Genomic DNA, 26,436 nt, shown 5'->3' on the forward strand with positions numbered 1-26,436 from the left:
TAAAGTTCATCGTTGGATTATTCCCGCAGCCGTCAAAAAACAGGCTGATATGCAGGGTCTTGCAGCATGGCGGTGCCACCAGCCGGTTGGCCGCCATGCACAGCTCATCGTGGTATCTCTGCTCCTCGCTGTCCTGCTTACGGCAGTTTGCGCCCACCGCAGGGGCCTGCGACGGCAGCCTTCCCTGATCAGGGAACTGGGGGGGATACCAGGCCAGATCGGTGATTATTTCGGACATACTTTCGGCTCCTTCATCCGTAAAGGTTCTTTAATCGGGTAATCGGGATAATCATAACGAGAGCAGCTGGTGGTCACCTTCACCTGGTCGCAGGGAAGAAAATGAACAACAATGCCGCAGGTTTTCTGGCCGGTGTAGTCAGGAACCGGCACCTGTAGTGAATGGGTTTTGCTTAGTGTCTTGATTTTTTTGTACCATTCACGGAGTGCTTCAGTATATTGGCTAGCTTTTAAATCTGCCGTTTTGGCATCCAGGTTATCCAGGGTAGGACGTTTGGGTTTGGGTATATTGGGTACATCACTTGCATAAGCCACACCTGTTTCCCAGTCCACCCTGACCACCATTCCCGGCTGCCACGTTGCTGATGCACCGAAGCAGCAACCGCCCCCCCCCTCCCTGGTAGGGACCAATCACATCAAGGCCAGACTGACCATTAACGCTGAATCGAGTGATGGCCCATTTGGTATGGTTAATGGCTTCGATGGTGCCCCCGCCGCCATGATATTCCGCCTGCGCACGCTGCTGGCCGCATCCCGCCAGCAGTAATATTGCGCACAGCACGCTGTAGACTTTCATTTGCATTACGCTCTTCCTTGTATTGTGTTTTCCGGTTTGACTGCCTGAAATCATTGAACCCTGCCCACCGCGGATGGACATGGCTGAATGATTTTTAGCCCCATAAAGTTCATCGTTGGATTATTCCCGCAGCCGTCAAAAAACAGGCTGATATGCAGGGTCTTGCAACACGGCGGTGCCACCAGCCGGTTGGCCGCCATGCACAGCTCATCGTGGTATCTCTGCTCCTCGCTGTCCTGCTTACGGCAGTTTGCGCCCACCGCAGGGGCCTGCGACGGCAGCCTTCCCTGATCAGGGAACTGGGGGGGATACCAGGCCAGATCGGTGATTATTTCAGACATACTTTTGGCTCCTTCATCCGTAAAGGTTCTTTAATCGGGTGGCGCGGATTACCGTAATCGGCGCAGCTGGTGGTCACCTTCACCTGGTCGCAGGGCAGAAAATGCACGGTAATGCCGCAGGTTTTCTGGCCGGTGTAATCAGGGACCGGAACTACCTTTGAGTGCTGCTCATTCATAGCTTTAACTTTTTGCCGCCATGCCTGATATTTTTCGGCATATTGAATAGCTTTCAAGTCTGCTGTTTTAACATCAAGGTGAGCTAAATTAGGGCGTTTTGGTTGTGGTATTTCAGGAACATCGCTGGCAAAAGCGACCGAGGTTTCCCAGTCCACCCTGACCGTCATTCCCTGCTGCCACAGTTTCGGTACGCCGAAGCAGCATCCCCCCCCCCCTCCCTGGTACGGGCCGATATTATCGAGGCCGGACTGGCCGTTAACACTAAACTCGATGGCCCATTTGGTATGGTTAATGGCTTCGATGGTGCCTCCGCCGCCATGATATTCCGCCTGCGCACGCTGCTGGCCGCATCCCGCCAGCAGTAATATTGCGCACAGCATGCTGTATATTTTAAAAATCATTATTCACATCCTTATGTTATTAAGCGCAGGCAATTTTATTTTCCTGCGCTTAACAGAAGTGCCATTAGAAGTGGCATTGTTTTTTCATTTTTAGATACCTCTCCTATTCATGGCATCCATTACAGAAATCCCTTCTATACCTTGAGATGCTTTATAACCCAGGCATCACGATCTTCTGCAAAAAGTATCCCCTGTTTCGTTGTTTCCAACATCGCGTGAAAACATGCTGAAAACATCTCTTCATTGTTGGTAAATAATGTTCGGGGAAGTAGTTCAAGGGTTAAAAAGCGTTTTGTATCGCATAAACACATCAGCGTTTCGTACTGTGTATCCGTGAAGGTAATTTGCTGACAGGCTTCAATATCTGCAAAGGTTCCATCACCCATCAGCAACGCTGGCTGGTGATCCCGGTTCATCCAGCTCCAGAACAGTGCCGGCTGATGGAGCTGGCTTTTCTCCTCATCAGCAAGGATATCGCTAAACAGATAGGGGAAAATTCGCGTATCCCAGAAGCGGAATATCCCCCCGCGTCCCTCGAGACTGGCATCGACGCATCGGCCCAGCCAGGCTGCCAGCGACGGCAGCGTCCAGAGCGATCCCATCACCAGCAGTGGTGCTGAGGGATGTACTTCCCGCGCAAGATCGTACATCCAGCGGACCTGCTGCGGCTCCCCCAGTTCAATGCGTGCCAGTAAAGGGGCATCCTCCCGATAGATATCTTCTGGTAGCCCCTCATAGAGGGAAAACCACTTTATTTCCGGTGAAAAACCTGACAAAGCGGGGATCACTGAAAAATCCAAACCACACTGGTCGATGATGATATCAATATAGCTTTGTCCGAACTGCTGACAGGTGTGCTGCACCCTGTCCAGCCATACTGTGATATTTTCCATGCGTTATCCTTCCCTCGTAACTAAGACCTGCGCCCGTTCCTGGGCTCTTTTCATGCACGCTTTACATACCGCTGCCGGCATTTCCGGCAGCGGGAAGTCCTTGCTGGCGGGGCCTTGCAGATCGTGCTGACCTTTCAGGCTGATCAGGCCCGGCCCGTGAATTTGCACTTCTCCCTGCGGCGTAAGGCGGATGTAAGCCCCGCCACAGCCCAGCGTGATGCCATTTTTAGCCGTCAGTTGCAGATGTCCCTGGGTTGACTGCACGGTGACATCTTTCAGGGCGGTCAGTGAAAGGACATCGCCATGTGATTCAATCTCCAGCGGGCCTTTGCCGGACACCAGACGCATGCCTTCGTTTTGAGCCAGCAGGGATATGCTTTGGCTGGCATTCACTGACAGACGCTGTGCGCTGGCGATGTTCACTTCGCCGAGGCTCTGCATATACAGCCCGTTGCCGCTGTGCAGCAGCAGGGTTTCCGGAGTCACTGCACCTATGCCTTGTGGCGCGCTCATTAACAGCATCGGGCCTTTAAGCGGGTCTGCGCGGCTAACCAGTTTTTTCAACCCCAGGGTGTCAGGGTTGTAGTTGTGGTGAGTCTGGGTAATGCTGCCCCATTGCGTAGCCTGACTAAGCGCCCCTTTCAGCAGGCTGATAGCCGGTGCCATCTCCAGCACCGCCCCCTGCGCCTTCGCCTGCCCGTCCGCCGTGATAAACAGCCCCTTATCCGCACGGATCGCCCCCCAGCCGTCGCTGCGCAGCTCGAACCCCTCCCCGCGCTTCTGCTTCTCACCGTCCACGATGTGCCCGAGGTTCAGCTGGCTCTTGCCGCCGTATTCGGTGCTCAGCTTGATATGCTCCTGCCCGCGCGTGTCGTCCATCCGCAGCTTGTTGTTCGCCGGGGTGCGCAGCACGTTGCGCTTATAGTTGCGGATGGTCACCGGGTCGCCGTGCGCCGAGTCGTGCAGCACACCCGCTATGTACGGCCGGTCCGGGTGGCCGTGCTCAAAGGCAATCGCCACCTCCGTGCCCGCCAGCAGCGGCAGGTGCAGCCCGTACGTGTCCCCCGCGTAAGGCCGCGCCTGGCGCACCCACAGGCTCTCGAACCCCGTTTCCCAGCCGTCACGGTCAAACAGCATGTTCACGCGGTAGCGCCCGTCGCGGTCGATGTGCCCGTAAGGGTCGTTTATCCGCGTGCTGGTCACCCGCGCGGGCAGCGTGCCCGCCATTGCCGGGGGCACGGGCGGCTGCGGGCGGAAGCCGTAGCGGTTATTCAGAGGAATGCCCTCAAAGGCGGTTTCAAAACTGCGGTCGCGCCGGGCGGTGCTGACCGTCGCCGTGACCAGCACGCCGCGGCGGAAGACGTCGCTGACCCCGGTCCCCCCGGTGACCTTCAGCTCGCCGCCGGAGGCCAGCGTGGCGCAGCTGGTGACGGCGGACACCCGCGTCTGGCCGTTCAGGCAGCGCTCGTGGCGCAGGCGGGCGTAGAACGCCCCGCTCTCAGGCTCCGGGCGGTGGCTGTAGCCGTCGCCCGGCGTGAGGTAATTCTCCCCCCAGCGATACGACTCACCGTAGGTGGTGTCGTCGCCGCCGGTGACGTCGGCGCGCACGTTCATGTCCTCAGTGGCGTTGCGGTAGTTGTAGTCGCGCCCGCTGACGCTTTTTTCCACCACCGCAGAGCGGCTGGCGAGGTCCCACACCGAGTCGGTCTCTGCATCGTGCAGGCCGGACGGCGGCACCGCGGGCAGCATCAGCCCTTTCACGTGGCCCTGCTTCCCGTCGAAGCACTCCATCACGTCAATCTTCAGGCGGGTATCGGTGGTGAAGCGGAACCAGATGCCCGCCTCGCCCAGCAGGCGGGTGATAAACGCCAGGTCATCCTCGCCGTACTGCATCACCTGTTCGCGTGGCGGGTACGCGTGTTGCAGGGTGAAAACGAAGTCCTGGCCGCGCATGCCGTGGCGCTCGCGCAGGATTTTTTCCACTATCTGCGGCACCGACAGGTGCTGGTAAATGGCGTTGTGGCGGCTGCGCGACAGCAGCGCCAGGCGCGGCTGAAGGGTGACGGCGTAGAGGGTCTGGTCGGCGGAGGTGCTGAGGCGCTCAAAGCCGGTGACCACGCCCTGCACCACGCGCACCGGCTGCTGAACCCGCACGCCCCAGGCCTGGGCGACCGGGGCCTGCAGGGTCAGCGAAGCGGGCTTCATCAGCATCGCCTCGCGGGTGATGCCGTGGTCGGCGCTGTTAAATTCGATGCGCCAGCGGAACGGCTCGCTCAGGCGCTCCTCGCCCTGAAAGGCCAGCACGTCGGGTTCAGCGGTGCAGCCGCGTATTGCCAGCAGGTGGTGGCTGTGGCTGAAAAAAGAGAGGGGATGGGTGCTCATGATTCACCTTCCCTGGTGGCGTCAAACGCCAGAATAATGCCTTCCTCGTCATCCCAGTCCATTGTGAGGTGCTGCGGTTTTTGCTTCGCGCTCATATGCTGCAAAAGCTGCTGGCTAAGTACCGGGAGGATCTGCTGGTTCAACAGGCTGTCGATATTACGTGCGCCGGTGTCCGGTAGCAGACAGGCGGCGGTCAGCGCCGCCGACAGACTGTCACCCAGTGTGGTTTTCAGGCCGTAGTGACGCGCCAGGCGTTTTTCCACCTGCTCCAGCTTCATGCTGACGATAATGCGCATCGCGTCTTCCGCAAGCGGGCGATAAATCACCGTCTGGAAACGGGCCAGCAGCGCGGGCTGGAAGTGGTCGCGCAGCGTCGGGCGCAGCAATTCCTGTAAATCCCCTTCCGTGGCCTCCGGCTGATCTTCCAGCAACTGCATGATGGCGTCGCTGCCGAGGTTAGAAGTCATCAGGATCACGGTGTTACGGAAGTCGATTTCGCGCCCCTCGCCGTCGCGCATAACACCGCGATCAAACACCTGATAGAACAGGTTCAGCACATCGCGGTGCGCTTTTTCCACCTCATCCAGCAGCACCACGCTGTACGGACGTTTACGTACTGCTTCCGTCAGAATGCCGCCCTGCCCGTAGCCCACGTAGCCCGGCGGCGAACCTTTCAGCTGTGAGACGGTGTGCGGCTCCTGGTATTCCGACAGATTGAGGGTGATAAGTGATTTCTCGCCGCCGAACAACACATCGGCCAGCGCCAGCGCGGTTTCGGTTTTTCCCGTTCCGCTGGGCCCGACCAGCAGGAATACGCCCAGCGGGGCGTTATCGGAAGCCAGCCCGGTTTTTGAAGCACGCAGTCGCTGTGCAATCGCCTTCAGCGCCGTGTCCTGGCCCACCACGCGTTTTTCCATCTGCGCTTCCAGGGTCAGCAATCCGGTTTGTTCGTCTTTCAGCAGGCTGGAGAGGGGGATCCCCGTCCAGTCAGCCACTACCCCGGCGACCATTCGCACGTCAACATCCAGCCCAATCAGCGGGTTATTCTGCTGCACGGTAAGCAGCTGATGCTGCAGATCGTCAATATCTGCCTGATTGCGGATATCGCTGCGACAAATCAGCAGCCTGCGCGTGATGGCTGCTTCACGGCTGTACTGCTCTTCCTGCCGCTGTAAGGTCGCGTTGAGTTCTGCTGCGCGGTGATCGATTTGCGCCAGACGCTCACTGTGCACCAGGCCGCCAACGGCGGCATCGTCCAGCAGCGCCTGTTTCTCCATCGCCAGTGAGGCAACCTCTGCTTGCAGAGATGTCAGGCTTTCCGGGAGGATATCCAGGCTCATGCGCACGCGGGCACTGGCGGTATCGAGCAGATCCACCGCCTTGTCAGGCAGTTGACGCCCCGTCAGATAGCGGCGGGACAGGTTGACCGCCGCTTTGACCGCATCGTCGGTGATGTGTACGCCGTGATGCTGCGCGTAGCGCGACTTCAGGCCGCGCAGCATCAGGCAGGCGGTCTCATCATCCGGCTCGTCAACTTTCACCCTCTGGAAACGGCGCTCCAGCGCGGCGTCCTTCTCAAAATACTGTTTGTATTCGCTCCAGGTGGTGGCGGCGATAGTGCGCAGTTCGCCGCGGGCAAGCGCGGGCTTCAGCAGGTTGGCGGCATCGGCCCCGCCCGCCTGGTTGCCCGCGCCGATAATGGTGTGGGCTTCATCGATAAAAAGCAGCACCGGGGTCGGCGACTGTTGCACCGCCGCAATCACGTTCTTCAGGCGCTGCTCGAACTCGCCTTTCACGCCAGCACCTGCCTGTAAAAGGCCGAGATCCAGCATACGCACGCTGACGGTTTTCAGGCTGTCCGGCACGTTGCCCTCACTGATGCGCAGCGCCAGCCCTTCGACCAGCGCGGTTTTCCCCACGCCCGGCTCACCGACCAGAATCGGGTTGTTCTTGCGACGACGCGAGAGGATATCAACCATCTGGCGGATTTCGGTATCGCGACCAAACACCGGGTCGATGCTTCCCGCACGGGCTTTGGCGGTGACGTCGAGGGTGAAACGGTCGAGCGCCGCCTGTAATGCCTCGCTCAGCGCGCTGCCGTCCGCTGCAGCGGCCTCCGTATCCGTCTCCCGCGGCAAGGACGGCGATGCATTCAGGCTTTCCTGCTGCTGTACTTCCGCACGCTCGTCGGACTGTGCGTCCAGCAGCGGGCGCAGACGTTCCAGCTGCACACGGCCGAGGCTCAGCAGCGGCCACACCCCGTCGCAGGCAATCAGGGCGGGCTTCTCGATCAGCGCCGCCAGCAGATGTTGGCTGCGTATGGCCGTGCCGTCTTCCTCCAGCGAAGCAATCAGCCAGGCCTGCTTAATCAGGCTTAACAACGATTCCGACAGTTGCGGACGGGTGCGTACCGATCGCGGCAGGTTATCCAGCCAGCCCAGCAGATCCTGCCAGATACTGTCCATATCCCACTCGTAACGGCGGGCGATAACCGTGATATCTCCTTCGCCCTGTTCCAGCAGTTTCAGCAGCCAGTGTTCCGTGCAGATTTCGCTGTGGGCGCGGGTCTGGCACAGCGTGGCAGCGGCTTCCAGCGCACGGGCGCAGAAGGGGTTTAAACGACGTAGCAGGATGGCTGACTGGTTTTCCATGTTTTGTTCTCTCTTCCGTAGTGAATCAGATTCAGACACGCTACCGCCCGTCGCCATTCCTTTCAGTAAGGAACCCGAAGCGCATCAGGTCAAAAGGCAGCTGGTTGTAGGGTTGTTTGCTGAGCCGCCACGCGGGTAGCGGCTCAGCAAACAAAACAGCAGACGGCGAACCGCCTGCCGATGATCTATTACCCTAAATAATTCGTGTTGCAGGACAAAACGCATTGCGTTTTGAACAGCACTCGTGCTGGCCCCGAAGGGGCGAGACCCAGCATGGGTCGAGTTACGCGGCAAGTGAGCAAGTCCCCGGTCACATAGATAACTATGTGACCGGGGCGAGCGAACGTAGCCAACGCACCTGCAGCGCGAAGAATGACGGGTAATTTAGGCAGTCGTGCGTTCGTTCCACGAATCGGAATGAATGATGTTGCCGTCTTTGTAGGTCCAGGTGATTTTTTCGTAGCGCAGTTCAATGCGTTCCAGGTGGTTGTGCTTCTCTTTCGATGGGTCCTTGATGTCGTACATCTCAGGGTTCACCTTCACCAGCTTGACGTTCTCCAGTTTGGTGTTGAAGTACTCCACCTCCTGGCCCGCATCGTTGATTTTGTACCACTTGAACTCGGCTGATTTCAGGGTCTGACCGGTGGTCACCGCCTTGTACAGATACGGGCTGGACGAGTCGATTTCCTTGGTGAACATGAACGGTGTATGAACCCGCGTGCCGGTGTTGTTGTCGGTCGGGATGTACAGGTTGTGTTCCTGTGCCACCACTTCGATGCTGCCTTCACGGTCTTTCACATCCACGGAACCTTTGATGTCCGCACCGCCGTCGTCTTTCAGCCACAGATAGACTGGAATTGCCATGTGTTACTCCTTGCTTGGTGTGATCCCGGCATCAACTCCTGATACCGGTTGATTTTCCGCTGCCCGACAGGCATTCGCCTGCGGCACCAGACTGATTTCGACCCGGCGATTGAGGGCGCGGCCCTCTGCCGTGTCGTTGGGTGCCACAGGACGGCTTTCGCCATACCCCTGCACCGCAAAACAGCTTTCCGGCACATCGCCGGTGTCGCGCATCCAGTCGCGCACCGCTGCGGCGCGCTTCAGAGACAACGCCTGATTCCGTTGGGGGTTACCGGTGTTATCGGTGTGGCCGCTGACCACAATCAGCCAGCCCGGCTTTGCTTTAATCCCCACCAGTGAATGGACCAGTGTTTTGGTTGAACCGTCTTTCAGCGCCGCCTTGCCAGAATCAAACAGCGACATGCCGTCGAGGCGAATGATCGTCTCCACTTTCTCTTTCATCGGAGGCGGAGGCGGAGGCGGAGGCGGAGGCGGAGGCGGAGGCGGAGGCGGAGGCGGAGGCGGAGGCGGTGGAACGTAAGAGCGAATAGCCTCCAGCAGCGGTATTCGCATTTTCTCCCCCTGATACAGACCCAGGCCAAGTCGTAAAGGGGGCCCGTGGCGGGCATACCTGTCCAGCTCAGCAGCATCCTGCTGCAACACGCTCACCGCCGCCGCTTTCTCTGCGTAATCGGTCATGCCGATACGCTCATAGTGAGCCATATCAAAAACCACACGCTGTAACAGCTGACGGTTATTCCAGGTGCTGCAACACAGCGCGACAACGCCCACCATGACCGCCATCCACAGTCCAGCACGCCAGGCCCGCTGCCGTGGCGTCAGTCCGTGCCCCTCAGGCAGCAATGGCAGTACAAACGCCGGCAACAGTGACAAATGCGGCGCATCTTCTGCGGGTAACCAGCCTGCAACCTGTGCCAGCCCGGTATGCTGTTGCAGCCAGCGCGTCCAGAGCGAGCTTGTTAATGCCCCGTCCAGAGCGCCACTCAGCCCCCAGACAACGCTCGCAGGGATGACGGCGGGCATATCCGGGCTGCTGTCGGTAAAGACGGCAACAACATTCTGCTGAAACCAGTCCGTCAGGCTGTTCATCACTACCTGCTGCTGTAAAGCCGTACTGCCACCCGCGGTCAGCCAAGTGTTCAAGGCACAGGGTGCGGTACTGTCACGCCATACCTGAACCGATTGCCCAGGCATCGCGGCCTGCCAGAGAGATGCACTGACCCGTCCACTGCCCACCTGTCCGTTGAGGACCAGCGGCAGGGAATAGCCGGTTTCACGCCGCAACTGGCCTATCTGCCAGCGCAGTGCCAGCAAGCGGCTGATGAGCGTCTTATTATCCTGATGCTGTTGAGGACAAACGCAGACCATTACCGACAGTTGCCGGCCCCACTCCGGGCGCAATGACAGCAGCTGACGCGCTACCACATCCAGCTCCTGATATTTTTCTACCCGCAGCCAGCAGCCATGCGACACGGCCAGAACCGCAGAATCATGCGGCCAGGGCTGTGCACTATCGCCGCAGACCAGCACCACTGGCTGACGGTAAGCTGCATCGGGCAGATCCTCAGCGCACACTATGGCTTCCGGCGGCAGGCGGCGATGGGCCGCCACCCTCACGGCTACCATCAGCCCCGCCCCGGCCAGCAACAGCAGCACGACCATTGCAGGGGGAACGGGCAAGAGCATCACGGCAACCAGCAGGACAACCCATAGCGCCAGCATGCGTTGTCGCGCAGGACTCATTGAACGACTCCCGGCAACAGCGAGGCCACCAGGCTGTTCAGCCAGTGATTCAGGCCCCACCAGACGGCAGCGAGGAGCAGGACGGAACAACCAATACGCAGCGGCCAGTGGGATAACCACACGCCGATCCCCGTGCGCGAGGGGCTTTTCGCCAGTGTGGTTTGCGCCTGCGGGCCGCTCAATGGCGGTACCTGCGCATTGAGCGCCTGCACCAGCGTTTCCCGCTCTGGATCGTTGAGCGAACCATAGCCACCGAGAAAGCCCAGCAGCATCACGCGCTGAAAGCAGATGAATACCGCCGCATCCGGTGCAGGCTCGTGCAGCACCTCACGCATGCGATTGCAGAGGTGATCGCCGGCATCTACCGTGCCGAGAAAATGCCCCTGCAGCGGCATGTGATACCACTGTACGCAGGCATCATCCTGCACGCCGCGCCCCTTAACGACCTCATCAATCAGGGCGCACTGCGCATAGAGAACGTGCTCGCAGCTCCGGGCGCTGTATCCGGACGCTTTCATCGCCAGTTGCACTTTCTCCACCTCTGCCACACAGCGTTGCCATAGCACTCGCCCTTCCCCGTCCTTAAATTCCGGGCCGTGACGCAGGCTGATGACCTGCAGCCAGCTGTTTTGCAACAGCGCGTCAATATCACACTCGTTTTTCTGGTTCATGTTCTCAGCACCGCAAACAGTTCAAGTTCAGGTTCACCGAGCATGCCCGGTACGTAAAACATGCAACTCCCGCTTGCCAGCATCTCTGCGGCGGCCGGGTGAGCCAGGTCGAGGGCAAAATACTGATTTTCCATACGTAGAGGGATCGCGGCGGGAACGTGGCGCAGTGATTTCAGCGGGATCCCCTGCTGTGACGTATTCACCAGGCCGGTCACCTCATCCGGGCTGCCGACTTTGCACTGGCGTGGGAACTGTTCCTGCAGTTGCGCCACCGGAAGCGAGGACCGTACCGAAAGGTAAAAATCGGCATCTTCGCGCAGTCGCGGCTCTTGCAGACGGGCCAGCCACTGGTGCAGGCGCTTGTCATGCTCCAGCTCAATGGAAACAACACGCGACGGCAGGCTGGCTTCCAGTAGATCGCTCAGCAAATCGAACAGAGGCGGGAAAACGGCATTCAGTTCCGCGTGCTGATACACCGGGATCGCGCTCACCTGGTGCTCCAGCGAGAAAGTCAGCAAACTGCCTGCCAGCCGGGCCAGCTCCGGATAAAGACGCTCCGGTGCACTTTGCGGAAAACGCAGAAACTGACCTAATACCGGCTCCGCACTGTTTAGCGCGTTGAGCAGCCAGAACAACGACACATCGGCAACGGCAAAATCCGCCATGCGTTCGTTACTCTCACGGCGCATCGCCATCAGACGGTTAAGGCGTGCGCGCAGCTGCGTCATCAGTTGTTCAAGCTGGCTCAGCAGCCACGGACTGCTCTGCACGGTCAGTAGCGCGGGCAGAAAGGTGTCGTTCTGCGTCCAGGCACCCTGGCTGTCCTGCTTCAGACGTGCGACCGGGCAGACCAGGTAATCACTGTTGTTCTGATGGGCAAAACGCAGCGTCAGCTCGGGTTTGATCACCGCAATCTGGCGGGTATCGTCGCCAAACTGATTGCGGATATCGCGCCAGCGCTGGCGATAGCGAACCGGACGTTCGGCAACCTCATCGGGTTGCAGGCAGTTACCGCCATTCGCCCGGAGCAGCGGTAGCGCCAGCATCACCACGACATCATTGCCCTCAGGCATAATCACTGGCGGCAGATCGTCACCGTTGTTGGTGTCGATCAGCGTGCCGTCCTGAAAACGCACATGCAGATGGCGCGCCTGCAAGCGCCCCAGTTTCAAAACATCGGCTTCGAACTCAGCATGGATCACGCCCCAGGGATGATTCAGCCCCATTTGCGCAATACATTCCGTCGACCAGGCCGCATACGCGGCCTGCTGTTGGAAATGCTGTGGCGAGACCATCACGCCCCGGCCCCACAGCGGTTGTTCCGTTTTCATCCCTGATACTCCGCGTTACGATTTCGCTTTTGGCATCTGAGAAACCAGAGACAGGTTGACGTCCATGCCTTCCACCTGGAAGTGCGGGATCGCAAACAGCCTGACGCGGAAGAAGCCCGGGTTATCTTCAATATCTTCCACGATCACTTTGGCATCGCGCAGCGGATGCGAAGCCTGCAGTTCGTCGCCGGGATCGGTCATTTCCGTCACCAGACCGCGTACCCAGGTGTTCAGCTCCAGCTCCAGCAGGCGGCGATCCTTGGTGGTGCCGATATTTTCGCGCTGAATAAGCTTCAGGTAGTGCGCAATGCGCGACAGCAGGAAGATGTACGGCAGGCGCGCGTTAATGCGGCTGTTCGCCGTGGCATCGGCGGTGTCGTACAGCGCTGGTTTCTGCGTTGAGTTGGCGGAGAAGAAGCACGAATAATCACGGTTTTTGTAGTACGACAGCGGGATAAAACCGAGGTTGGCGAACTCAAATTCGCGGGTTTCCGGGATCATCACCTCTGATGGGATTTTCACCTGGTTGCCGGTGCCCAGGTCGTACAGATGGATCGGCAGATCCGCCACCGCCCCACCGGCCTGTGGGCCGCGGATCTGCACACACCAGCCATTATTGATAAAGCTTTTCACCATGTTGGCGGCGAAGGCGAACGAGGCGTTGGTCCACAGGTATTTGTCATGCTCCGGGCCTTTCACCTCTTCGAGGTAATTGAAGCTGCGCACCGGCACGGTGTCGGGGCCGTACGGCAGGCGGCCCAGCACACGCGGCATGGTCAGGCCGATATAGCGCGAGTCGTCGGTGTCGCGGAATGACTTCCACTTGATGTATTCAGCGCGGTCGAAGTAGTTGCCGATATCTTTTATCGCCGCCACCTCTTCCATGTTGTCCTTCAGGAAGAACTGCGGGCCGGCGGAGCCAATAAATGGCATATGGGCGCTGGCCGCCACTTTGGAGATGTTGCGCAGCAGCGCCACGTCCTGTGCCGAGGCGTCGAATTCGTAAGAGGAGATCAGCGCACCGATCGGCTCGCCGCCTGGGGTGTCGTATTCAGCAATGTACGTATGCGCATACAGCCCGCTTTGAATAATTTCCGGCGCATCTTCGAAGTCCTGGCGCAGGTCCTCTTTCGACAGGTCGAGGATTTCGATTTTGACGTTCTGGCGGAAGTCGGTTTTATCCACCAGTGACTTCAGGCCGCGCCACAGGGATTCCACCTGCTGGAACGCATCATGGTGCATGACGGCATCCAGCTGGCGGCTGATCTGCGCATCCAGGCGGGCGATATGGTGGTCCAGCAGATTCTTATCGAGTTTATCGACCGTCGAACCTGACTGGTTCAGACACTCAACCAGCACTTTCATCGCGGCAGTGACACGCTCGTCGATGCTGGCATCGGACATCGCCTGATTATCCTGCCAGATGTCCAGGTCGCTAAGGTGCGACACCGGGTTGAGATTGATTTTTTCAAACAGGGAAGCATAAACACCGCCCGCAGCCGGGCGATCCAGCACGGTGGCAGCACCGGCAGAGTGAGTTTCATTTTGAACAGACATCAGCATTTTCTCTTTTCATTCCGTGAAGGGGGATCAGGCTTTTTCAGGCGCCAGGGCAGACAGTTCGCTACGCAGTTCCTTACTCAGTGCCGGGTTTTTCAAGATGGTTTCCAGCTCTTTGCGAAAGGTGACGTTATCCAGCAGGTTGGCTTTGAGGTCGCGCAGCAGGTTGCGCATCGCCAGCATGGCTTTAAGCTGTGGGATCTGGCGGGCGACCTGCTCCGGCGTGAAGTCTTTCATCTCGCGGAAGGTCAGGCTGACATTCTCTTCACTACCGTCACCGGTGAGGGTGTTTTCTACCGAGATGTTTAATGCCGGGGAGAACTCTGCCAGCACGCTGTCAAAGTTGTTCTTGTTAACATTGAGTTTTTCGCGTTCGGACAGCACACGTTGTTCCTGTCCGTTGCTGAAGTCGCCAGTGACTAAAAGCTTTAACGGCAGCTCCATTTTCTTACTCGCGTTTCCGGTATGCACGTCCAGTTTAATGTTTACACGCGCTTTTGGGATTTCATTCTGATAAGAGTTGCTCATATTTATTCCTGTAAAAATGGGCATGAAAGCAGGCATTACGCACACTTTCCCTATGTGTACAGGTGCGACTATATAGCAGCCAGCCCACCGCTGGCAACTCTCACCAATGGAAATTGTGATCTGATTTATATAGGAATTTTCTCTAATACCACGTTAGGGTGATAGGAAGGTTGTCACATAATCGTTGGCGTTATCTGGAAAAAAAAGAATAAATCAGCCGTAAACGTCAGGAACTATTGCCATTAGCTTGCTTATATCATCACGAAATTTTAATTGTTAATAATGATTACAGTTACCAAAACAACTATCACTAACTGACATTTTAACTGTGCCTGCCTGATTGACAGAACTGATGCTGAATCCATTGAAACGTTGAAATAGTGGGTGCAGAAACACTCCTTCGTGGCAAAACCCACATTGGACTTTTTGCTAAACGGAAATGTGTTAATAAATGGGCTTTGTGACTGAACGCTAAAGGTGGGGTTTTGCAAGGTGCGATGAAACTTTTTCTGTTTTCGTTTTTAGGCGCGGTGGTGGGATTTGGCGTAACCTTTGCTGTATTTCCACTGCTGTCCGATCTGATCGTCGGCCCGGTGCTGAGTGATGATGAGATGAATCAAAACGTTGGATTGTTTCTGATGACTGCTTCGCTTTTAACGGTGATCGGCGCGCTGGCAGGCGGGTTTTACCAGCAGCATCGGTGCAGGAAGCTCAAAGATACCTGACTGCTGGGTAGCCTTATCATTGAAGTAAGGGGCTAACCTATTTAGCCCCAATACCCACCAGCACCGTGTTTAAGAAGAAGTAACACCCGCAATCGCCCGCACATCACTGCCGGTCGGTGCCTGATGCACCCGCAGACCAAACTCGCCCACTACCGCAAAGACATGATCGAAAATATCGGCCTGAATGCTTTCATACTCCAGCCAGGCAACGGTATTGGTAAACGCATAGATCTCAATGGGGAGACCCTCGGCGCCCGGTGCCAGCTGACGTACCATCTGCGTCATGTCTTTACGAATCGACGGATGCTGGCGCAGATACTCAGTCAGGTAGGCGCGGAACGTACCCACGTTGGTCATACCGCGCTGATTCAGTACGGAGGCGGCGGCAACGTCGCCCTGCCCGTTCCAGCTGTTAATCTCCTCCTGGCGCGCCGCCATATACGGCTTAAGCAGGCGGGCCTGCATCAGTTTTTCATGCTCCGCGTCTGAGAGGAAACGGATACTGGTGGTATCGATATTGATACAGCGCTTAATCCGTCGCCCACCGGAGGCTGACATACCGCTCCAGTTTTTAAAGGCGTCGGATACCAGTGCATAGGTCGGGATGGTGGTAATGGTGTTATCCCAGTTCTGCACTTTCACCGTGGTCAGCCCGATGTCGATCACCGCACCATCGGCGCCATATTTCGGCATCTCAAGCCAGTCGCCCAATTTCAGCATAGTGTTGGCAGAAAGCTGGATGCCCGCCACCAGGCCTAAGATCGGATCTTTAAACACTAACATCAGTACGGCGGCCATTGCGCCCAGTCCACTGATCAGGATCGCAGGGGATTTGCCGATCAGCAGTGAGATCATCATGATGCCAATGACGATTGCGCTCAGCAGCTTCACGCCCTGGAAGATCCCCTTCAGCGGGAACTGCGCCGCAAACGCAAACCGGTGCGACAGGCCTGCGATCACGTCAAGCAGTGAGAAGAATGACATCAATGCATAGATCATTACCCACAGCTGGGCACAGGTGGACAGGATCAGGGCGGCATCGCTGCCTTTTTCCAGCCACAGAACGGCCTGGAGATTGACGATCATCCCCTGCAGCATAAAGGCCAGCCGGTGGAAGAGTTTGTTCCCGGTAATGATTTGCAGCCACAGGTGGTTGCTGCCCTGCGCACGCCGTTCAAATGCCCGCAAGACAATGCGGTGCAGAATAAAATGCACGATTAATGCGGTAAGAAAAATGATGCCAACAATCACAATCAGCGAGGTAGGGTGACCTGGTTCTATTCCATATTGCTTCAGAAATGTAGCCAACTGCTGCATAACGCCTCCTTTATAAAACGAGGGGCGATCATGCCCTCTGAAGATGCCAGGTTCAACCTTTAGCGGTCCGTGGTCCCGACATTTACAATGACAGAGAAAAATGGGGTTTACGTGACAAACCGGTGCGAAAAACAGCGATACTCTGCCGATTGATTCGAACGGATAGCGGGTAACCTAAAAGGATTGTTATTGACCGTTGTACCGGAGCATCCTATGCCAGATAAAGACCCCGTTGTTGAACGCCTCTCTTTAGAAGTTCTTGCGCTGAGAAATATTGTCCAGATGCTCATCGCTTACGGCAATGTCCCGACCGGCGGCAAGCTGAATAAGTACCTGGAGAAAATTGCGGAAGAAGTGGAACACCGCGATGGACGTGAAGCGAATAAAGCCATTGCGGATGTGATACGCGGTTATATTCGTTAAGCGATATCATCCCGCCCCGGCTGATACCCGGGCGGGATGATGGGATTACACGACTTTAAACACCGAAATATCTTCCGCCAGCTGCGAGGCTTCCGCATGCAGGGCGTGAGTATTTTCCGCTGTCTGATGAACCAGTGCCAGATTTTGCTGAATGGTACGCTCCATCTGCGATACGGCGAGCGTCACTTCGGCAATACCTTTGCTCTGCTCATCACCGGCTACGCGGATCTCTCCCACCACTTCTTTCACTTTCAGCACATCTTTCACCAGTTCTTCTAACTGACGTCCTGCGCCTTCCACCAGCTTACTGCCGGTCAGCACATTGCTGTCCGACTGACCGATCAGCGTTTTGATCTCCTGTGCGGCCGTTGCACTGCGCTGGGCCAGCGCACGGACTTCAGCAGCAACCACGGCAAAACCGCGCCCCTGCTCCCCGGCGCGCGCCGCTTCAACCGCCGCGTTCAGTGCCAGGATATTGGTCTGGAACGCAATGCCATCAATCACGCTGAGGATCTCACCCACACGGCTGGAAGAGACTTTGATGGTCTCCATCGTATCGATCAGCTGTCGCATCACATGACTGCTGCTGCGGGCGATCTGCGCCGTCTGCTCGGTGAAGGAATCGGCCAGGCGGGTATTCTCGGCATTCTGCTGCACGGTGGCATTCAACTGCTCCATCGCTGCCGCACTCTCTTCCACCGCTGCCGCCTGTTCGCTGATCTTGTCGGTCAGCTCCTGGTTACTCTGCTCCAGCCCGCTGGCGTTGTGTGCCACATGCACACCGCTCGACTGCACGTTGGTGATCACCCCGGCAATCTTGTCGACAAACTGGTTGAAGGATACGGCAATATCGGCGATTTCATCGCGGCCTGAGGTATCCAGGCGTCGGGTCAGATCGCCATCACCGTGCGCGATATCATCCAGCGCTTTACGGGTCGACTCCAGCCGCCCTGAAATCTGACGCGAGATAAACCACGAGGCAATCAGCAGCACGAACAGTGACGGAATCAGCAGCACAAAAATGTCCTGCATGATGTTGTGTGCCAGTGCGGTAACGGCGGCCTGAGGCGTGACCAGACCAATAATCCAGCCGGTATCCGCCATGCGGAACAGGGTGACCTGTGCCTCCTGGTGCAGCCATTCATCGCTGATGGCACTGAGTGTAGTGCTGCCGCTGGCCGACCCTGCCGTTTTGACCCCGGCAACCATCGGAGCCAGCCAGGGTTGCTGCTGCGCCAGATCGCTGAATTTTTTCAGTGCCTTATCTTTTATACCAGGGAAATACAGCACGTTACCGGCCTGATCGAGGGCGAAAGCATAGCCGCCGGTATTGCTGCCGTTACGTTGCATAAAGCCGGAAAGATTATCCAGCAGCACATCAAAGGTCGCGACCCCGGCAAAAGCGCCGCCGTGGCTGTAAGGTACGCTACAGGTGACCATGTTCACGTTGGAAACCGGGTCCTGGTAAACTTCGGACCAGTTGCACTTGTTGGCAGACGCCGTGCGGCTTGAGGTATACCAGCTTTCATTGTGATAGCCCGCGCCGGCCGGGTCGTTGTAGCCGTCCGAGTAATCCAGCCCACCGCTGGCGTTACGCGACCAGAAGAAACTGCGGCGAGCCACCCCCTCACTGAACGCGTTGGGCTCCGGCCAGATACCTCCCCCGGCGATACTTTTATCCCCTTTGCTGTCGATGATTTGTGGCAAGACCTGTTTCACCAGCGCGTCATCATGTGGCAGCACTTCGGCCAGGCGGGCCAGGCTGACGCCTTCCCCTTCAATGCGGATAAGCTGCTGGTTAAGCTGACCGACGATATTCTCACCGGTTTGCTGAATTAAGCTGTTGCTGGCATCGATCACACGCGGCTGACCGCGCAGTGAAATCGCCAGGTAGACGATGACGCAGGTAAGCAACAACATAAACACGCCACCTAACGTCAATTTCCCTGATAAACGAACGGGAACCCACGACATAATGATTACCTCGGAAAATAAAATTGAAAATCGACAATCAGAGATAAGCCAAAGGAAAAGTGATTTTTATTGTTATGCGGGTAAGTTCTATCGACATACCATCAATGACTATCATCGGCCGCGCGCTGATAAAACTTTAATTCCACTTAATAACTTGATATATATCAAGTTATAAGCCTGCCGTTTATTCCGCGCCCATGCCCGATATCCGCCATTCATGTCGTCCTGAAGGCATTTCATTCCCTGTTCATGGCAGTTCATGCCTTTTTTCCCCCGCTCTCACAGGGGCGAATTTATCATTGTGCTAATTCAAGATTCTTAGCATTCCCATCGGGAGATATCCATGAACACACCTACCGCAGGCAGCAGCGTTAACCGCACCCGCTGGTTAACCCTGATCGGTACCATCATTACCCAGTTTGCACTGGGATCGGTCTATACCTGGAGTCTGTTTAACGGGCAGCTCTCCCTGAAACTGGATACCACAATCAGTCAGGTGGCTTTCTCGTTCGGTTTGCTGAGTCTGGGTCTGGCACTGGCTTCATCCGTTGCCGGAAAATTACAGGAACGTTTTGGCGTTCGTCACGTCACCATCGCCGCCGGGCTGCTGATGGCGGTCGGTTTGATGCTGACCTCGCAGGCCGATAACCTGTTTATGCTCTATCTCAGCGCGGGCCTGCTGGTCGGCCTGGCCGATGGTGCAGGTTATCTGATGACGTTATCAAACTGCGTGAAATGGTTCCCGGAACGCAAAGGGGTGATTTCAGCCTGTGCCATTGGCGCATACGGCCTGGGCAGCCTTGGCTTCAAGTTTATCTGTAGCTATCTGTTGAGCGTCTACAGCCTGGAAACCACCTTTATGATTTGGGGTGGACTGGCGATGAGTATGATCATCGTTGGCGCACTGCTAATGAAAGATGCGCCTGCGCAACAGCCATCCGGCAGCAAATCTGCAGAGAAACGCGATTACTCGCTGGCGGAATCCATGCGTATGCCGCAGTACTGGATGCTGGCACTGATGTTCCTGACCGCCTGCATGAGCGGCCTGTATGTGATTGGCGTGGCGAAGGATATCGGCGAAAGCATGGTACACCTGAGCGCGCAGACCGCCGCCAATGCCGTCACCATCATTGCCATTGCCAACCTGAGCGGTCGTCTGGTACTGGGTGTCCTGTCCGATAAGGTGGCACGTATCCGGGTTATTACCCTGGCACAGGTGGTGTCACTGGTCGGCATGAGCATCCTGCTGTTCAGCCACATGAATGAAAACAGCTTCTTTATTGCCATTGCCTGCGTCGCCTTCAGCTTCGGTGGCACTATCACGGTTTATCCGTCACTGGTCAGCGATTTCTTCGGCCTGAACAACCTGACCAAAAACTACGGCGTGATTTACCTGGGCTTCGGGATTGGGAGCGTAATGGGATCGCTGATTGCCTCACTGTTCGGTGGCTTTACGGTGACCTTCAGCCTGATTATGGCGCTGCTGGTGATTTCACTGCTGATGTCCGCCACCATCCGGATGCCGTATAAACAGGCAGAAACGAAGAAAGAACTGCAACACGCCTGATAATACCCGCATGTCAATAAACGCCCGCTGTCAGTTATGACAGCGGGCTTTGCATTAATATTTTACTATTCAGATGATTCCCACCAATAACCTGCCTTTTTCATCCTTATCTTATTTCATTAAAGCCTTCTCATTCATTCGAGAGATATAATGAATTATTTGGAAATAACTTCCCGAATAAATCTACATTCACCGCATTATTCCTCCACTTTTCTTTCGTAAAGTTGTAGTCATTGAAAAGAGCAGGAGAACAACATGAAGACAACAATGAAAACAATAATGAAAGCAACCTCTGTGGTGTCTCTGATTGTTATGCTGAGCGGCTGTATTATTGCCCCTCCTCATCATGGCGGTGGCGGTGGGTATCACGGTGGCGGTGGGGGTTATCATGGCGGCTATCATCATGGTGGTGGCCCACGACGCGGCAGATAGGAATTTTTAGAAGGGTGGGCAAAGCCTGCACACAGCAATAAGCCGTAAGTCGGTAAATAAAATAAATGGTAAATAAGTACATTGGGCGGGAATTTTCCCGCCCTTATTTTTTAGCTTTTAATACTGTAATTACATTGATACCAGGCTTTCACCAGACCGGGCACATGACTATCCTGTGGCCGCAACGCTTCAACTTTATCAAAGCCGCGTTCACTACAATAACGCTCAACGTCTTTCTCCATCGCGGTTTTATCCACGCGGACGGGATTAAAACGGTATTGAACGGTATTCACTGCCGGATCTTCATCGACCTTTTCATAGGCTCCGGGTTTGCCGGAAGTACAACCTGCCAGCAACAGTAGCGCAAATGCGCCGATTATTTTTGATTTCATCATGGCTCCCTTCTTCCAGTGCCGCATCATGAGCTGCCCCGCCCCCCGGCGCTATCAGACGCCAGCGCATTTGCATAATTTTACTTAAGTTATGCAATGTTTTACCGATTGAATCGATTCAGGGAGATGAATAGCGTCAGAACGATTTCAGTGCGACTATGCACCCAGACATCGCAAGATGTCTGCGCAACACCAGGAAATTTTTTGCTATAATTAGAATGACTTATGCCCGCGGCGAGCGGGCTTTTTTTTGGACTTAATTACCTGTTCCGCTAATAATTATACGCAGAACGTTGGCGGAATCCTTACCAGTAAGTGCCAGAACCGACTGATAAAGGTCAATGGTCATGTCGCAGAGTTTCGCTTCATTCACCCCGGCTTCCGCAGGCGTGTTTAACGTTTGCAGATCGCTTCCCCAGCGCGCATACAACTGACGCACCACCGCCTGCAACTGCTCCCTTCCCTGTTTGAAATCAATGGGTTGCTCAATGCCATTACTGTGCTTAAGCAATACATCCATCGCCTGCAGCTCCTGCTCCGTCAGGGTTTTCGGTACCAGTTCACTGACATTCACCCCGCCTTTCACCTGGGGAAACAGGAAACGGAAGCACTGCTCCGGGCCACGCTGGCGGATCTGTCTCATCTGCTCCAGGGAAACCTGCATATAGTTAATCAGATCCTGGTCACGCGCCGCGTTAATCCGCTGATTCAACAGATCGGCCACCAACGGGCGCAGATGCTCAATCGCCTGTTGCTGCGGTATACCGGCTTCCAGCTGAGCGATCAGTTCATCATGCGCCTGCTGATATAGCAGGGGTTGCTGCGTTTTTACCGTACGCCAGACCGGGAGCTGTGCCAGACGGGCAGCGGCGGCATCAATTTCCGCCTGCTTTTCCCGTGCCGGGCTGACCCAACCATAGTAATAAAGATTCCCCACCAGCAGCGGAACCGAAAACAGCAGGATCGCCACGGCAGAGGCCATCTTTTTACGTTTGAAAAGGGCACCCAAAACAACCAGCCAGACCAGAGCGGAGAACAGCGAGGCAAGAATAGCGTGAGAAATCAAAACAGAACCCTGACGTTATCAGGCCGGATAACCGGCCCGTTAGAAATGTTAGTCGACGCGCACATCAAGTAATACCGGGCAACTGGCACGTTCAATCACCGCAGCACTACAAGAGCCTTTCAGCAGACGGTTAAAGGAAGAGAGATGACGGCGACCCATGATGATCATCGCTGCGTTCAGGCTGTTCGCCTGGGCCACAATGGTTTCTGCCGATTCTCCGGCAGCGACGCGCCCACGCGCTGCCACACCCGCACGATGCAGCTCGGCTAACGCCTGACGCACAACGCCTTCTGCGGTATTTTGCTCATCCAGCGCCAGACCAAAGTCGCCGGGATCTTCGCCCGCTTCAATATCAAACGGACCGGATGCCGCATAGCTGGCATCCACACAGCACAGCACCACCACCTCTGCCTGCAAGGCCAGTGCCTGTTCGGTCGCAAGCTGAATCACTTTGCGGGCAATCACCGAATTATCAACAGCGACCAAAAGCGTTTTCATAGCCCTTCTCCTGTCAGTCTCGTAATGCAACTTTTCCAATTTCATCGATCAGCGCCTCTTTGCATTTGAGGATCGCCTCGCGATTACGTGCTTCATGCCGCTGGAAACGGGCGCCAGGGATCAGAAGACTGATGGAAAAGCGTCCCAGAATCGTGTCGATTGCCACGGCCATCGTGGAGATCCCTTCCAGCGTTTCGCCCCGGTCATACGCCAGACCGGTACGACGAATTTCGGTTAAATGTGCCAGCAGCGCGGGGAAATCGCGCACGGTCAGTTCGGTAATGGCCTGATAAGCCTCACCCACCAATTCTCTGGCAGCGTCATCGCTCTCCAGCGCCAGCAGCGCACGGCCACCGGAAGTGCTGTAGAGCGGCAGGTTCATGCCAATGCGTGGCACCACCCGCAGTTCCCGGTCAGCCACAACATAATGCACAATCGCCAACTGCAGGCCGCTGGCCCGGGCCAGCGACACGGTTTCTCCGGTGGTGTCGCACAGTGCCTGAAGCCACGGCTGAGCAATAGCCACCACATCGGTATGCACGTTGGCGATCAGCCGCAGCAGAGCCGGGCCAAGCCGTACGCCACCGGCCGCGCCGTGGCTGCGCACCAGCTGCACTGAATCCAGCGCGTTGACGATGCGCTGCACGGTGGAACGCGGCAAATCGACCGCCAGAGCGATTTCGCCGAGGCTCATTCCGTTCGGTTTTGCGCCCAACGCATCAAGAATTTTCGCGGCGCGCGTGATCACCTGAATGCCGCCGATACGTTCGTCATCACGGCAGGTTGCGGACTCAAACATAGGGATTCTCTTTCCTTGTCATCGGCAAATACTGTAGCACTATTTGGCTTACTGGACACGCTGTATCACATTGCAATACAGCGCATCACCATGTAATATTCCGCTCAATGTATCACGATGCAATACACTGCATCGATAATAATAATTCTCGTCCGGGATACCTGCTATGAATGGCCAGCCAGCGGCGATGCCGCCGTCTCCGCACCCTTTTACTCTTCGCCTGGCGCTGGGCCTGGTGGGTGTACTGATCGCGGCGCTCAGCTCCGGTCTTAACGATCGCGTGACCGACCTGGCGTTGGCCGATATTCGCACCGCGCTGGGGATCGATTTTGATACCGGCAGCTGGATCACCTCCGCTTACCAGGCCGCAGAAGTGGCCGCCATGATGATCGCCCCCTGGTTTGCGGTCACCTTCTCACTGCGCCGTTTTACGCTGTCAGTCACCCTCGGATTCTGCCTGATTGCGGCAGTCCAACCGCTGGTGACCGATGCCTCAGGCTTTATCGCTCTCAGGGTGATTCAGGGGATTTTTGGGGGTGCGCTGCCCCCCATGCTGATGACGGTTGCCCTACGCTTTCTGCCCCCCGGCATCAAGCTTTACGGACTGGCCGCTTATGCCATGACGGCAACGTTTGGCCCGAATATGGCGGCGTCACTTGCCGCTTTCTGGACCGATTCCGTCGGCTGGCAGTTTACCTTCTGGCAGGTGATCCCGCCGTGTATGATCGCCACGTTGCTGATTAGCCGCGGATTGCCGCAGGACCCATTGCGTCTCGAACGTTTCCGCCAGATTGACGCACTGGGGATGCTGACTGGCTGTAGCGGTATCGCGCTGCTGGTGCTGGCGCTGACGCAGGGCGAACGGCTGGACTGGTTCCAGTCACCGCTCATCAGCGGCATGTTACTGAGCGCCGCCGCACTGCTGGTCGTGTTCTTCATTAATGAATGGTTCCATCCGCTGCCGCTGTTCCGGCTGCAAATGTTGCAACGTAAAAATCTGACGCATGGACTGCTGGTCCTCGCGGGCGTACTGATGGTCGCGCTGTCGGGGTCGGCCCTGCCCTCGGCGTATTTCGGTCAGATAGAAGGATTCCGCACCGCGCAGTTTGCTCCGCTGGCGCTGACCATTGGGCTACCGCAGCTGGTGATTGCCCCCCTGCTCGCGGCCTTACTGAATCTGCGCTGGATTGACTGCCGCTGGATGCTGACGGCAGGTGCCGGGCTGATGATTCTCTCCTGCGTACTGGGGATGCAGATCACCTCGGAGTGGGCGCGACAGAATTTCTGGTTAATTCAGGCGCTACAGGCATTTGGTCAGCCGATGATGATCCTGCCCGTGCTGATGAGCGCCACCAGCGTGGTGCTGCCACCGGAGGGCCCCTTCGCTTCCGCCATGTTTAATACCGTCCGGGGTTTTTCCAGCGTCGCCGCTGGCGTGCTGGTCGAAAATTTCCTCACCCATCGGGAAAAATTCCATTCGCATACGCTGGTCGATCAGCTGGGTAACCGCCCGTGGCTGATGACCGCCACCCGTAGCGACACGGCCAGCAGCATGATGCCGCTGCTGCCGGATGGATCGGCCAGCTCGGTTGAGAATCTCAGCCATTTCAGCACGCTGGTGAAACACCAGGCGGTGATCCTCAGCCTCAGCGACAGCTATCTGATGATTATTGGCTTCGCACTGCTGCTGATCCTTCTGACCGCCTGGCTACCAAAACGCGTCTGGCCGCCACAAACACTGTTAACTTCAGCTCCGCAAACATCGAGATCATAACAATGAGTTTCACACCTGCTAAACGCACCTCTTTGCTGGTACTGCTGCTGCTGGTACTTTTGACCATCGCCTTTTTCATCTGGTCAGCGATCAATCGCCATCACCTGCGGACCGATGATGCCGTGATCGCCGCTGACTACACGCTGGTGGCCCCCAAAGTGTCCGGCTATATCCGCACGGTCAATGTGACTGACAACCAGCAGGTGAAAGCCGGTGATGTGTTGGCCACCATTGATGACCGCGACTATCGTGTGGCACTGGAAACCGCCAACGCCAATCTTCAGGTCAGCGAAGCGAAACGCAGCAGCATAGAAGCCCAACTGGAGCAGCAGAAAGCGACCATCGCCCAGACCGAAGCAGCCGTTAGCGCCAGCCAGGCCACGCTGAACTACGCAGGACAAAATGCTGACCGCTATCGTCGCCTGCTGAAAAGCGGCACCGCGACCGCCGATGAGCAACAGAAATCCAGTTCAACGATGTTAAGTGCGGCAGCGCAGGTTAAGCAGAGCCAGGCTGCCGTACTGGCCGCACGCAAAGAAGTCGCCGTCTTGCAGGCAAGCGTGAAGCAGGCGGATGCGGACATTGCGGCGATGCAGGCCAGCGTCGATCAGGCGCAGCTCAACCTTTCCTATACGCAGATTACCGCACCGATTTCAGGCAGCGTTGGCCAGCGGGCCGTGCGTCAGGGTGCGTGGGTCGCGGCGGGAACACGTCTGCTGGCGGTCGTCCCCTTGCAGCAAAGCTATGTGGTGGCAAACTTCCTTGAAACCCAGCTGGCCCATGTGACCCAGGGGCAACCCGTTTCAGTGACGGTCGATGCCCTGCCAGGCGTGACGCTGCGCGGCCATGTTGACAGTATTGCCCCTGCTACAGGTTCAACTTTTGCGGCGATTACTGCTGATAACGCGACCGGAAACTACACCAAAGTCGTGCAGCGCCTGCCGGTAAAAATCGTGCTGGAACCGGGCCAGTCAGACCTGCCACGACTGCGCGTTGGTATGTCCGTCGTTCCAGAATTAGAAATGCATTAATGTGAGAAAGATCCCAGAACAATCACCTTTATTTCGCAAGGGAATGCGGGTAGATTAGCGTCCGATCCTGCCTGTTTTAGGC

Annotated in this window: 23 protein-coding genes and 3 pseudogenes; 6 read left to right on the forward strand and 20 right to left on the reverse strand. The window is 56.6% G+C overall.

What is annotated here, in order from left to right:
- Positions 1-16: 16 nt before the first annotated feature.
- From LJN55_RS16575 to tssB, 14 genes and pseudogenes are all read right to left on the reverse strand, one after another.
- A pseudogene (locus LJN55_RS16575) lies at positions 17-238 on the reverse strand (hypothetical protein); the annotation flags it as partial.
- Positions 226-579 (reverse strand): DUF3304 domain-containing protein, encoded by a 354-nt coding sequence (locus LJN55_RS24060; protein ID WP_407647813.1) that lies wholly within the window; start codon positions 577-579, stop codon positions 226-228. The gene LJN55_RS24060 and the pseudogene LJN55_RS16575, both read right to left, overlap by 13 nt.
- Positions 553-820: pseudogene (locus LJN55_RS24065) on the reverse strand (DUF3304 domain-containing protein); the annotation flags it as partial. The gene LJN55_RS24060 and the pseudogene LJN55_RS24065, both read right to left, overlap by 27 nt.
- A 113-nt stretch (positions 821-933) precedes the next feature.
- Positions 934-1,155, reverse strand: a pseudogene (locus LJN55_RS16585) (hypothetical protein); the annotation flags it as partial.
- A complete protein-coding gene (locus tag LJN55_RS16590; RefSeq protein ID WP_227534887.1) occupies positions 1,143-1,733 on the reverse strand; it encodes a DUF3304 domain-containing protein in 591 nt (196 codons plus the stop codon). The pseudogene LJN55_RS16585 and the gene LJN55_RS16590, both read right to left, overlap by 13 nt.
- Positions 1,734-1,867: 134 nt before the next feature.
- Entirely contained in the window at positions 1,868-2,626 is a 759-nt protein-coding gene (locus tag LJN55_RS16595; RefSeq protein ID WP_227534888.1) for a DUF4123 domain-containing protein, read from the reverse strand.
- Positions 2,627-2,629: 3 nt separating this feature from the next.
- Positions 2,630-5,008: a type VI secretion system Vgr family protein gene (locus tag LJN55_RS16600; RefSeq protein WP_227534889.1), complete on the reverse strand. Its 2,379-nt coding sequence runs from the start codon at positions 5,006-5,008 to the stop codon at positions 2,630-2,632.
- Complete coding sequence (gene tssH / locus LJN55_RS16605) at positions 5,005-7,659, reverse strand: type VI secretion system ATPase TssH (RefSeq protein ID WP_227534890.1); 2,655 nt, start codon at positions 7,657-7,659, stop codon at positions 5,005-5,007. Before tssH ends, LJN55_RS16600 begins: the two co-directional genes overlap by 4 nt.
- A gap of 384 nt (positions 7,660-8,043) precedes the next feature.
- Positions 8,044-8,523, reverse strand: coding sequence for an Hcp family type VI secretion system effector (locus LJN55_RS16610; protein WP_227534891.1), 480 nt, complete (start codon positions 8,521-8,523; stop codon positions 8,044-8,046).
- Positions 8,524-8,526: 3 nt separating this feature from the next.
- Positions 8,527-10,266, reverse strand: a complete 1,740-nt coding sequence (locus tag LJN55_RS16615) for an OmpA family protein (protein ID WP_227534892.1) — start codon at positions 10,264-10,266, stop codon at positions 8,527-8,529.
- Positions 10,263-10,937, reverse strand: a complete 675-nt coding sequence (gene tssL / locus LJN55_RS16620; RefSeq protein WP_227534893.1) for a type VI secretion system protein TssL, short form — start codon at positions 10,935-10,937, stop codon at positions 10,263-10,265. The genes LJN55_RS16615 and tssL overlap by 4 nt, the downstream gene beginning before the upstream one ends.
- Positions 10,934-12,268 carry a type VI secretion system baseplate subunit TssK gene (gene tssK, locus LJN55_RS16625; protein WP_227534894.1) on the reverse strand — a complete coding sequence of 445 codons (1,335 nt, stop codon included), beginning with the start codon at positions 12,266-12,268 and terminating at the stop codon, positions 10,934-10,936. The genes tssL and tssK overlap by 4 nt, the downstream gene beginning before the upstream one ends.
- Before the next feature lie 15 nt (positions 12,269-12,283).
- A complete protein-coding gene (gene tssC, locus LJN55_RS16630) occupies positions 12,284-13,831 on the reverse strand; it encodes a type VI secretion system contractile sheath large subunit (RefSeq protein ID WP_227534895.1) in 1,548 nt (515 codons plus the stop codon).
- A gap of 27 nt (positions 13,832-13,858) precedes the next feature.
- Positions 13,859-14,356, reverse strand: coding sequence for a type VI secretion system contractile sheath small subunit (tssB, locus tag LJN55_RS16635; protein WP_200642855.1), 498 nt, complete (start codon positions 14,354-14,356; stop codon positions 13,859-13,861).
- A 485-nt stretch (positions 14,357-14,841) separates the two neighbouring features.
- Here tssB and LJN55_RS16640 point away from each other — a divergent pair, with 485 nt between their 5' ends.
- Positions 14,842-15,081: a hypothetical protein gene (locus LJN55_RS16640; RefSeq protein ID WP_227534896.1), complete on the forward strand. Its 240-nt coding sequence runs from the start codon at positions 14,842-14,844 to the stop codon at positions 15,079-15,081.
- A 69-nt stretch (positions 15,082-15,150) separates the two neighbouring features.
- On the opposite strand, the gene LJN55_RS16645 is transcribed toward LJN55_RS16640, so the two are convergent.
- Entirely contained in the window at positions 15,151-16,398 is a 1,248-nt protein-coding gene (locus tag LJN55_RS16645) for a mechanosensitive ion channel family protein (protein WP_227534897.1), read from the reverse strand.
- A 213-nt stretch (positions 16,399-16,611) separates the two neighbouring features.
- Between LJN55_RS16645 and LJN55_RS16650 the strand changes: the two genes are divergently transcribed.
- The gene (locus LJN55_RS16650; protein WP_133841237.1) at positions 16,612-16,821 is read left to right on the forward strand and encodes a hypothetical protein; all 210 of its coding nucleotides are present in this window, start codon (positions 16,612-16,614) and stop codon (positions 16,819-16,821) included.
- Between the two features lie 45 nt (positions 16,822-16,866).
- Here LJN55_RS16650 and LJN55_RS16655 read toward each other — a convergent pair whose 3' ends face one another.
- On the reverse strand, positions 16,867-18,795 hold the full coding sequence (locus tag LJN55_RS16655) for a methyl-accepting chemotaxis protein (RefSeq protein ID WP_227534898.1): 1,929 nt from the start codon (positions 18,793-18,795) through the stop codon (positions 16,867-16,869).
- A 343-nt stretch (positions 18,796-19,138) separates the two neighbouring features.
- Here LJN55_RS16655 and LJN55_RS16660 point away from each other — a divergent pair, with 343 nt between their 5' ends.
- Positions 19,139-20,362 carry an L-lactate MFS transporter gene (locus LJN55_RS16660; RefSeq protein ID WP_171149001.1) on the forward strand — a complete coding sequence of 408 codons (1,224 nt, stop codon included), beginning with the start codon at positions 19,139-19,141 and terminating at the stop codon, positions 20,360-20,362.
- Positions 20,363-20,641: 279 nt separating this feature from the next.
- A complete protein-coding gene (locus LJN55_RS16665; RefSeq protein ID WP_166653668.1) occupies positions 20,642-20,794 on the forward strand; it encodes a hypothetical protein in 153 nt (50 codons plus the stop codon).
- A 110-nt stretch (positions 20,795-20,904) separates the two neighbouring features.
- Here LJN55_RS16665 and LJN55_RS16670 read toward each other — a convergent pair whose 3' ends face one another.
- The 4 genes from LJN55_RS16670 to LJN55_RS16685 form a co-directional block, all read right to left on the reverse strand.
- The gene (locus tag LJN55_RS16670) at positions 20,905-21,186 is read right to left on the reverse strand and encodes a putative periplasmic lipoprotein (RefSeq protein ID WP_133842101.1); all 282 of its coding nucleotides are present in this window, start codon (positions 21,184-21,186) and stop codon (positions 20,905-20,907) included.
- A 256-nt stretch (positions 21,187-21,442) separates the two neighbouring features.
- The gene (locus tag LJN55_RS16675; RefSeq protein WP_227534899.1) at positions 21,443-22,252 is read right to left on the reverse strand and encodes a hypothetical protein; all 810 of its coding nucleotides are present in this window, start codon (positions 22,250-22,252) and stop codon (positions 21,443-21,445) included.
- A gap of 48 nt (positions 22,253-22,300) precedes the next feature.
- Positions 22,301-22,750 carry a universal stress protein gene (locus LJN55_RS16680; protein ID WP_133841233.1) on the reverse strand — a complete coding sequence of 150 codons (450 nt, stop codon included), beginning with the start codon at positions 22,748-22,750 and terminating at the stop codon, positions 22,301-22,303.
- Between the two features lie 13 nt (positions 22,751-22,763).
- The gene (locus LJN55_RS16685) at positions 22,764-23,549 is read right to left on the reverse strand and encodes an IclR family transcriptional regulator (protein ID WP_133841232.1); all 786 of its coding nucleotides are present in this window, start codon (positions 23,547-23,549) and stop codon (positions 22,764-22,766) included.
- A gap of 166 nt (positions 23,550-23,715) precedes the next feature.
- Between LJN55_RS16685 and LJN55_RS16690 the strand changes: the two genes are divergently transcribed.
- Positions 23,716-25,323 (forward strand): MFS transporter, encoded by a 1,608-nt coding sequence (locus LJN55_RS16690; RefSeq protein WP_167863558.1) that lies wholly within the window; start codon positions 23,716-23,718, stop codon positions 25,321-25,323.
- Positions 25,324-25,325: 2 nt separating this feature from the next.
- On the forward strand, positions 25,326-26,354 hold the full coding sequence (locus tag LJN55_RS16695) for an HlyD family secretion protein (protein ID WP_133841230.1): 1,029 nt from the start codon (positions 25,326-25,328) through the stop codon (positions 26,352-26,354).
- Positions 26,355-26,436 lie beyond the last annotated feature (82 nt).

The sequence above is a fragment of the Erwinia rhapontici genome (assembly GCF_020683125.1).
Lineage (GTDB): Bacteria > Pseudomonadota > Gammaproteobacteria > Enterobacterales > Enterobacteriaceae > Erwinia > Erwinia rhapontici.

Bases quoted from the DNA above. Each gene is read 5' to 3' on its own strand.
- LJN55_RS16680 (WP_133841233.1), bottom strand. From the start codon at position 22,750: ATGAAAACGCTTTTGGTCGCTGTTGATAATTCGGTGATTGCCCGCAAA.
- tssK (WP_227534894.1), bottom strand. From the start codon at position 12,268: ATGAAAACGGAACAACCGCTGTGGGGCCGGGGCGTGATGGTCTCGCCA.
- LJN55_RS16610 (WP_227534891.1), bottom strand. From the start codon at position 8,523: ATGGCAATTCCAGTCTATCTGTGGCTGAAAGACGACGGCGGTGCGGAC.
- LJN55_RS16615 (WP_227534892.1), bottom strand. From the start codon at position 10,266: ATGAGTCCTGCGCGACAACGCATGCTGGCGCTATGGGTTGTCCTGCTG.
- tssH (WP_227534890.1), bottom strand. From the start codon at position 7,659: ATGGAAAACCAGTCAGCCATCCTGCTACGTCGTTTAAACCCCTTCTGC.
- LJN55_RS16590 (WP_227534887.1), bottom strand. From the start codon at position 1,733: ATGATTTTTAAAATATACAGCATGCTGTGCGCAATATTACTGCTGGCG.
- LJN55_RS16665 (WP_166653668.1), top strand. From the start codon at position 20,642: ATGAAAGCAACCTCTGTGGTGTCTCTGATTGTTATGCTGAGCGGCTGT.
- LJN55_RS16655 (WP_227534898.1), bottom strand. From the start codon at position 18,795: ATGTCGTGGGTTCCCGTTCGTTTATCAGGGAAATTGACGTTAGGTGGC.
- LJN55_RS16660 (WP_171149001.1), top strand. From the start codon at position 19,139: ATGAACACACCTACCGCAGGCAGCAGCGTTAACCGCACCCGCTGGTTA.
- LJN55_RS16695 (WP_133841230.1), top strand. From the start codon at position 25,326: ATGAGTTTCACACCTGCTAAACGCACCTCTTTGCTGGTACTGCTGCTG.
- LJN55_RS16690 (WP_167863558.1), top strand. From the start codon at position 23,716: ATGAATGGCCAGCCAGCGGCGATGCCGCCGTCTCCGCACCCTTTTACT.
- LJN55_RS16670 (WP_133842101.1), bottom strand. From the start codon at position 21,186: ATGAAATCAAAAATAATCGGCGCATTTGCGCTACTGTTGCTGGCAGGT.
- LJN55_RS16600 (WP_227534889.1), bottom strand. From the start codon at position 5,008: ATGAGCACCCATCCCCTCTCTTTTTTCAGCCACAGCCACCACCTGCTG.
- tssL (WP_227534893.1), bottom strand. From the start codon at position 10,937: ATGAACCAGAAAAACGAGTGTGATATTGACGCGCTGTTGCAAAACAGC.
- LJN55_RS16650 (WP_133841237.1), top strand. From the start codon at position 16,612: ATGCCAGATAAAGACCCCGTTGTTGAACGCCTCTCTTTAGAAGTTCTT.
- tssC (WP_227534895.1), bottom strand. From the start codon at position 13,831: ATGCTGATGTCTGTTCAAAATGAAACTCACTCTGCCGGTGCTGCCACC.
- LJN55_RS16595 (WP_227534888.1), bottom strand. From the start codon at position 2,626: ATGGAAAATATCACAGTATGGCTGGACAGGGTGCAGCACACCTGTCAG.
- LJN55_RS16645 (WP_227534897.1), bottom strand. From the start codon at position 16,398: ATGCAGCAGTTGGCTACATTTCTGAAGCAATATGGAATAGAACCAGGT.
- tssB (WP_200642855.1), bottom strand. From the start codon at position 14,356: ATGAGCAACTCTTATCAGAATGAAATCCCAAAAGCGCGTGTAAACATT.
- LJN55_RS16685 (WP_133841232.1), bottom strand. From the start codon at position 23,549: ATGTTTGAGTCCGCAACCTGCCGTGATGACGAACGTATCGGCGGCATT.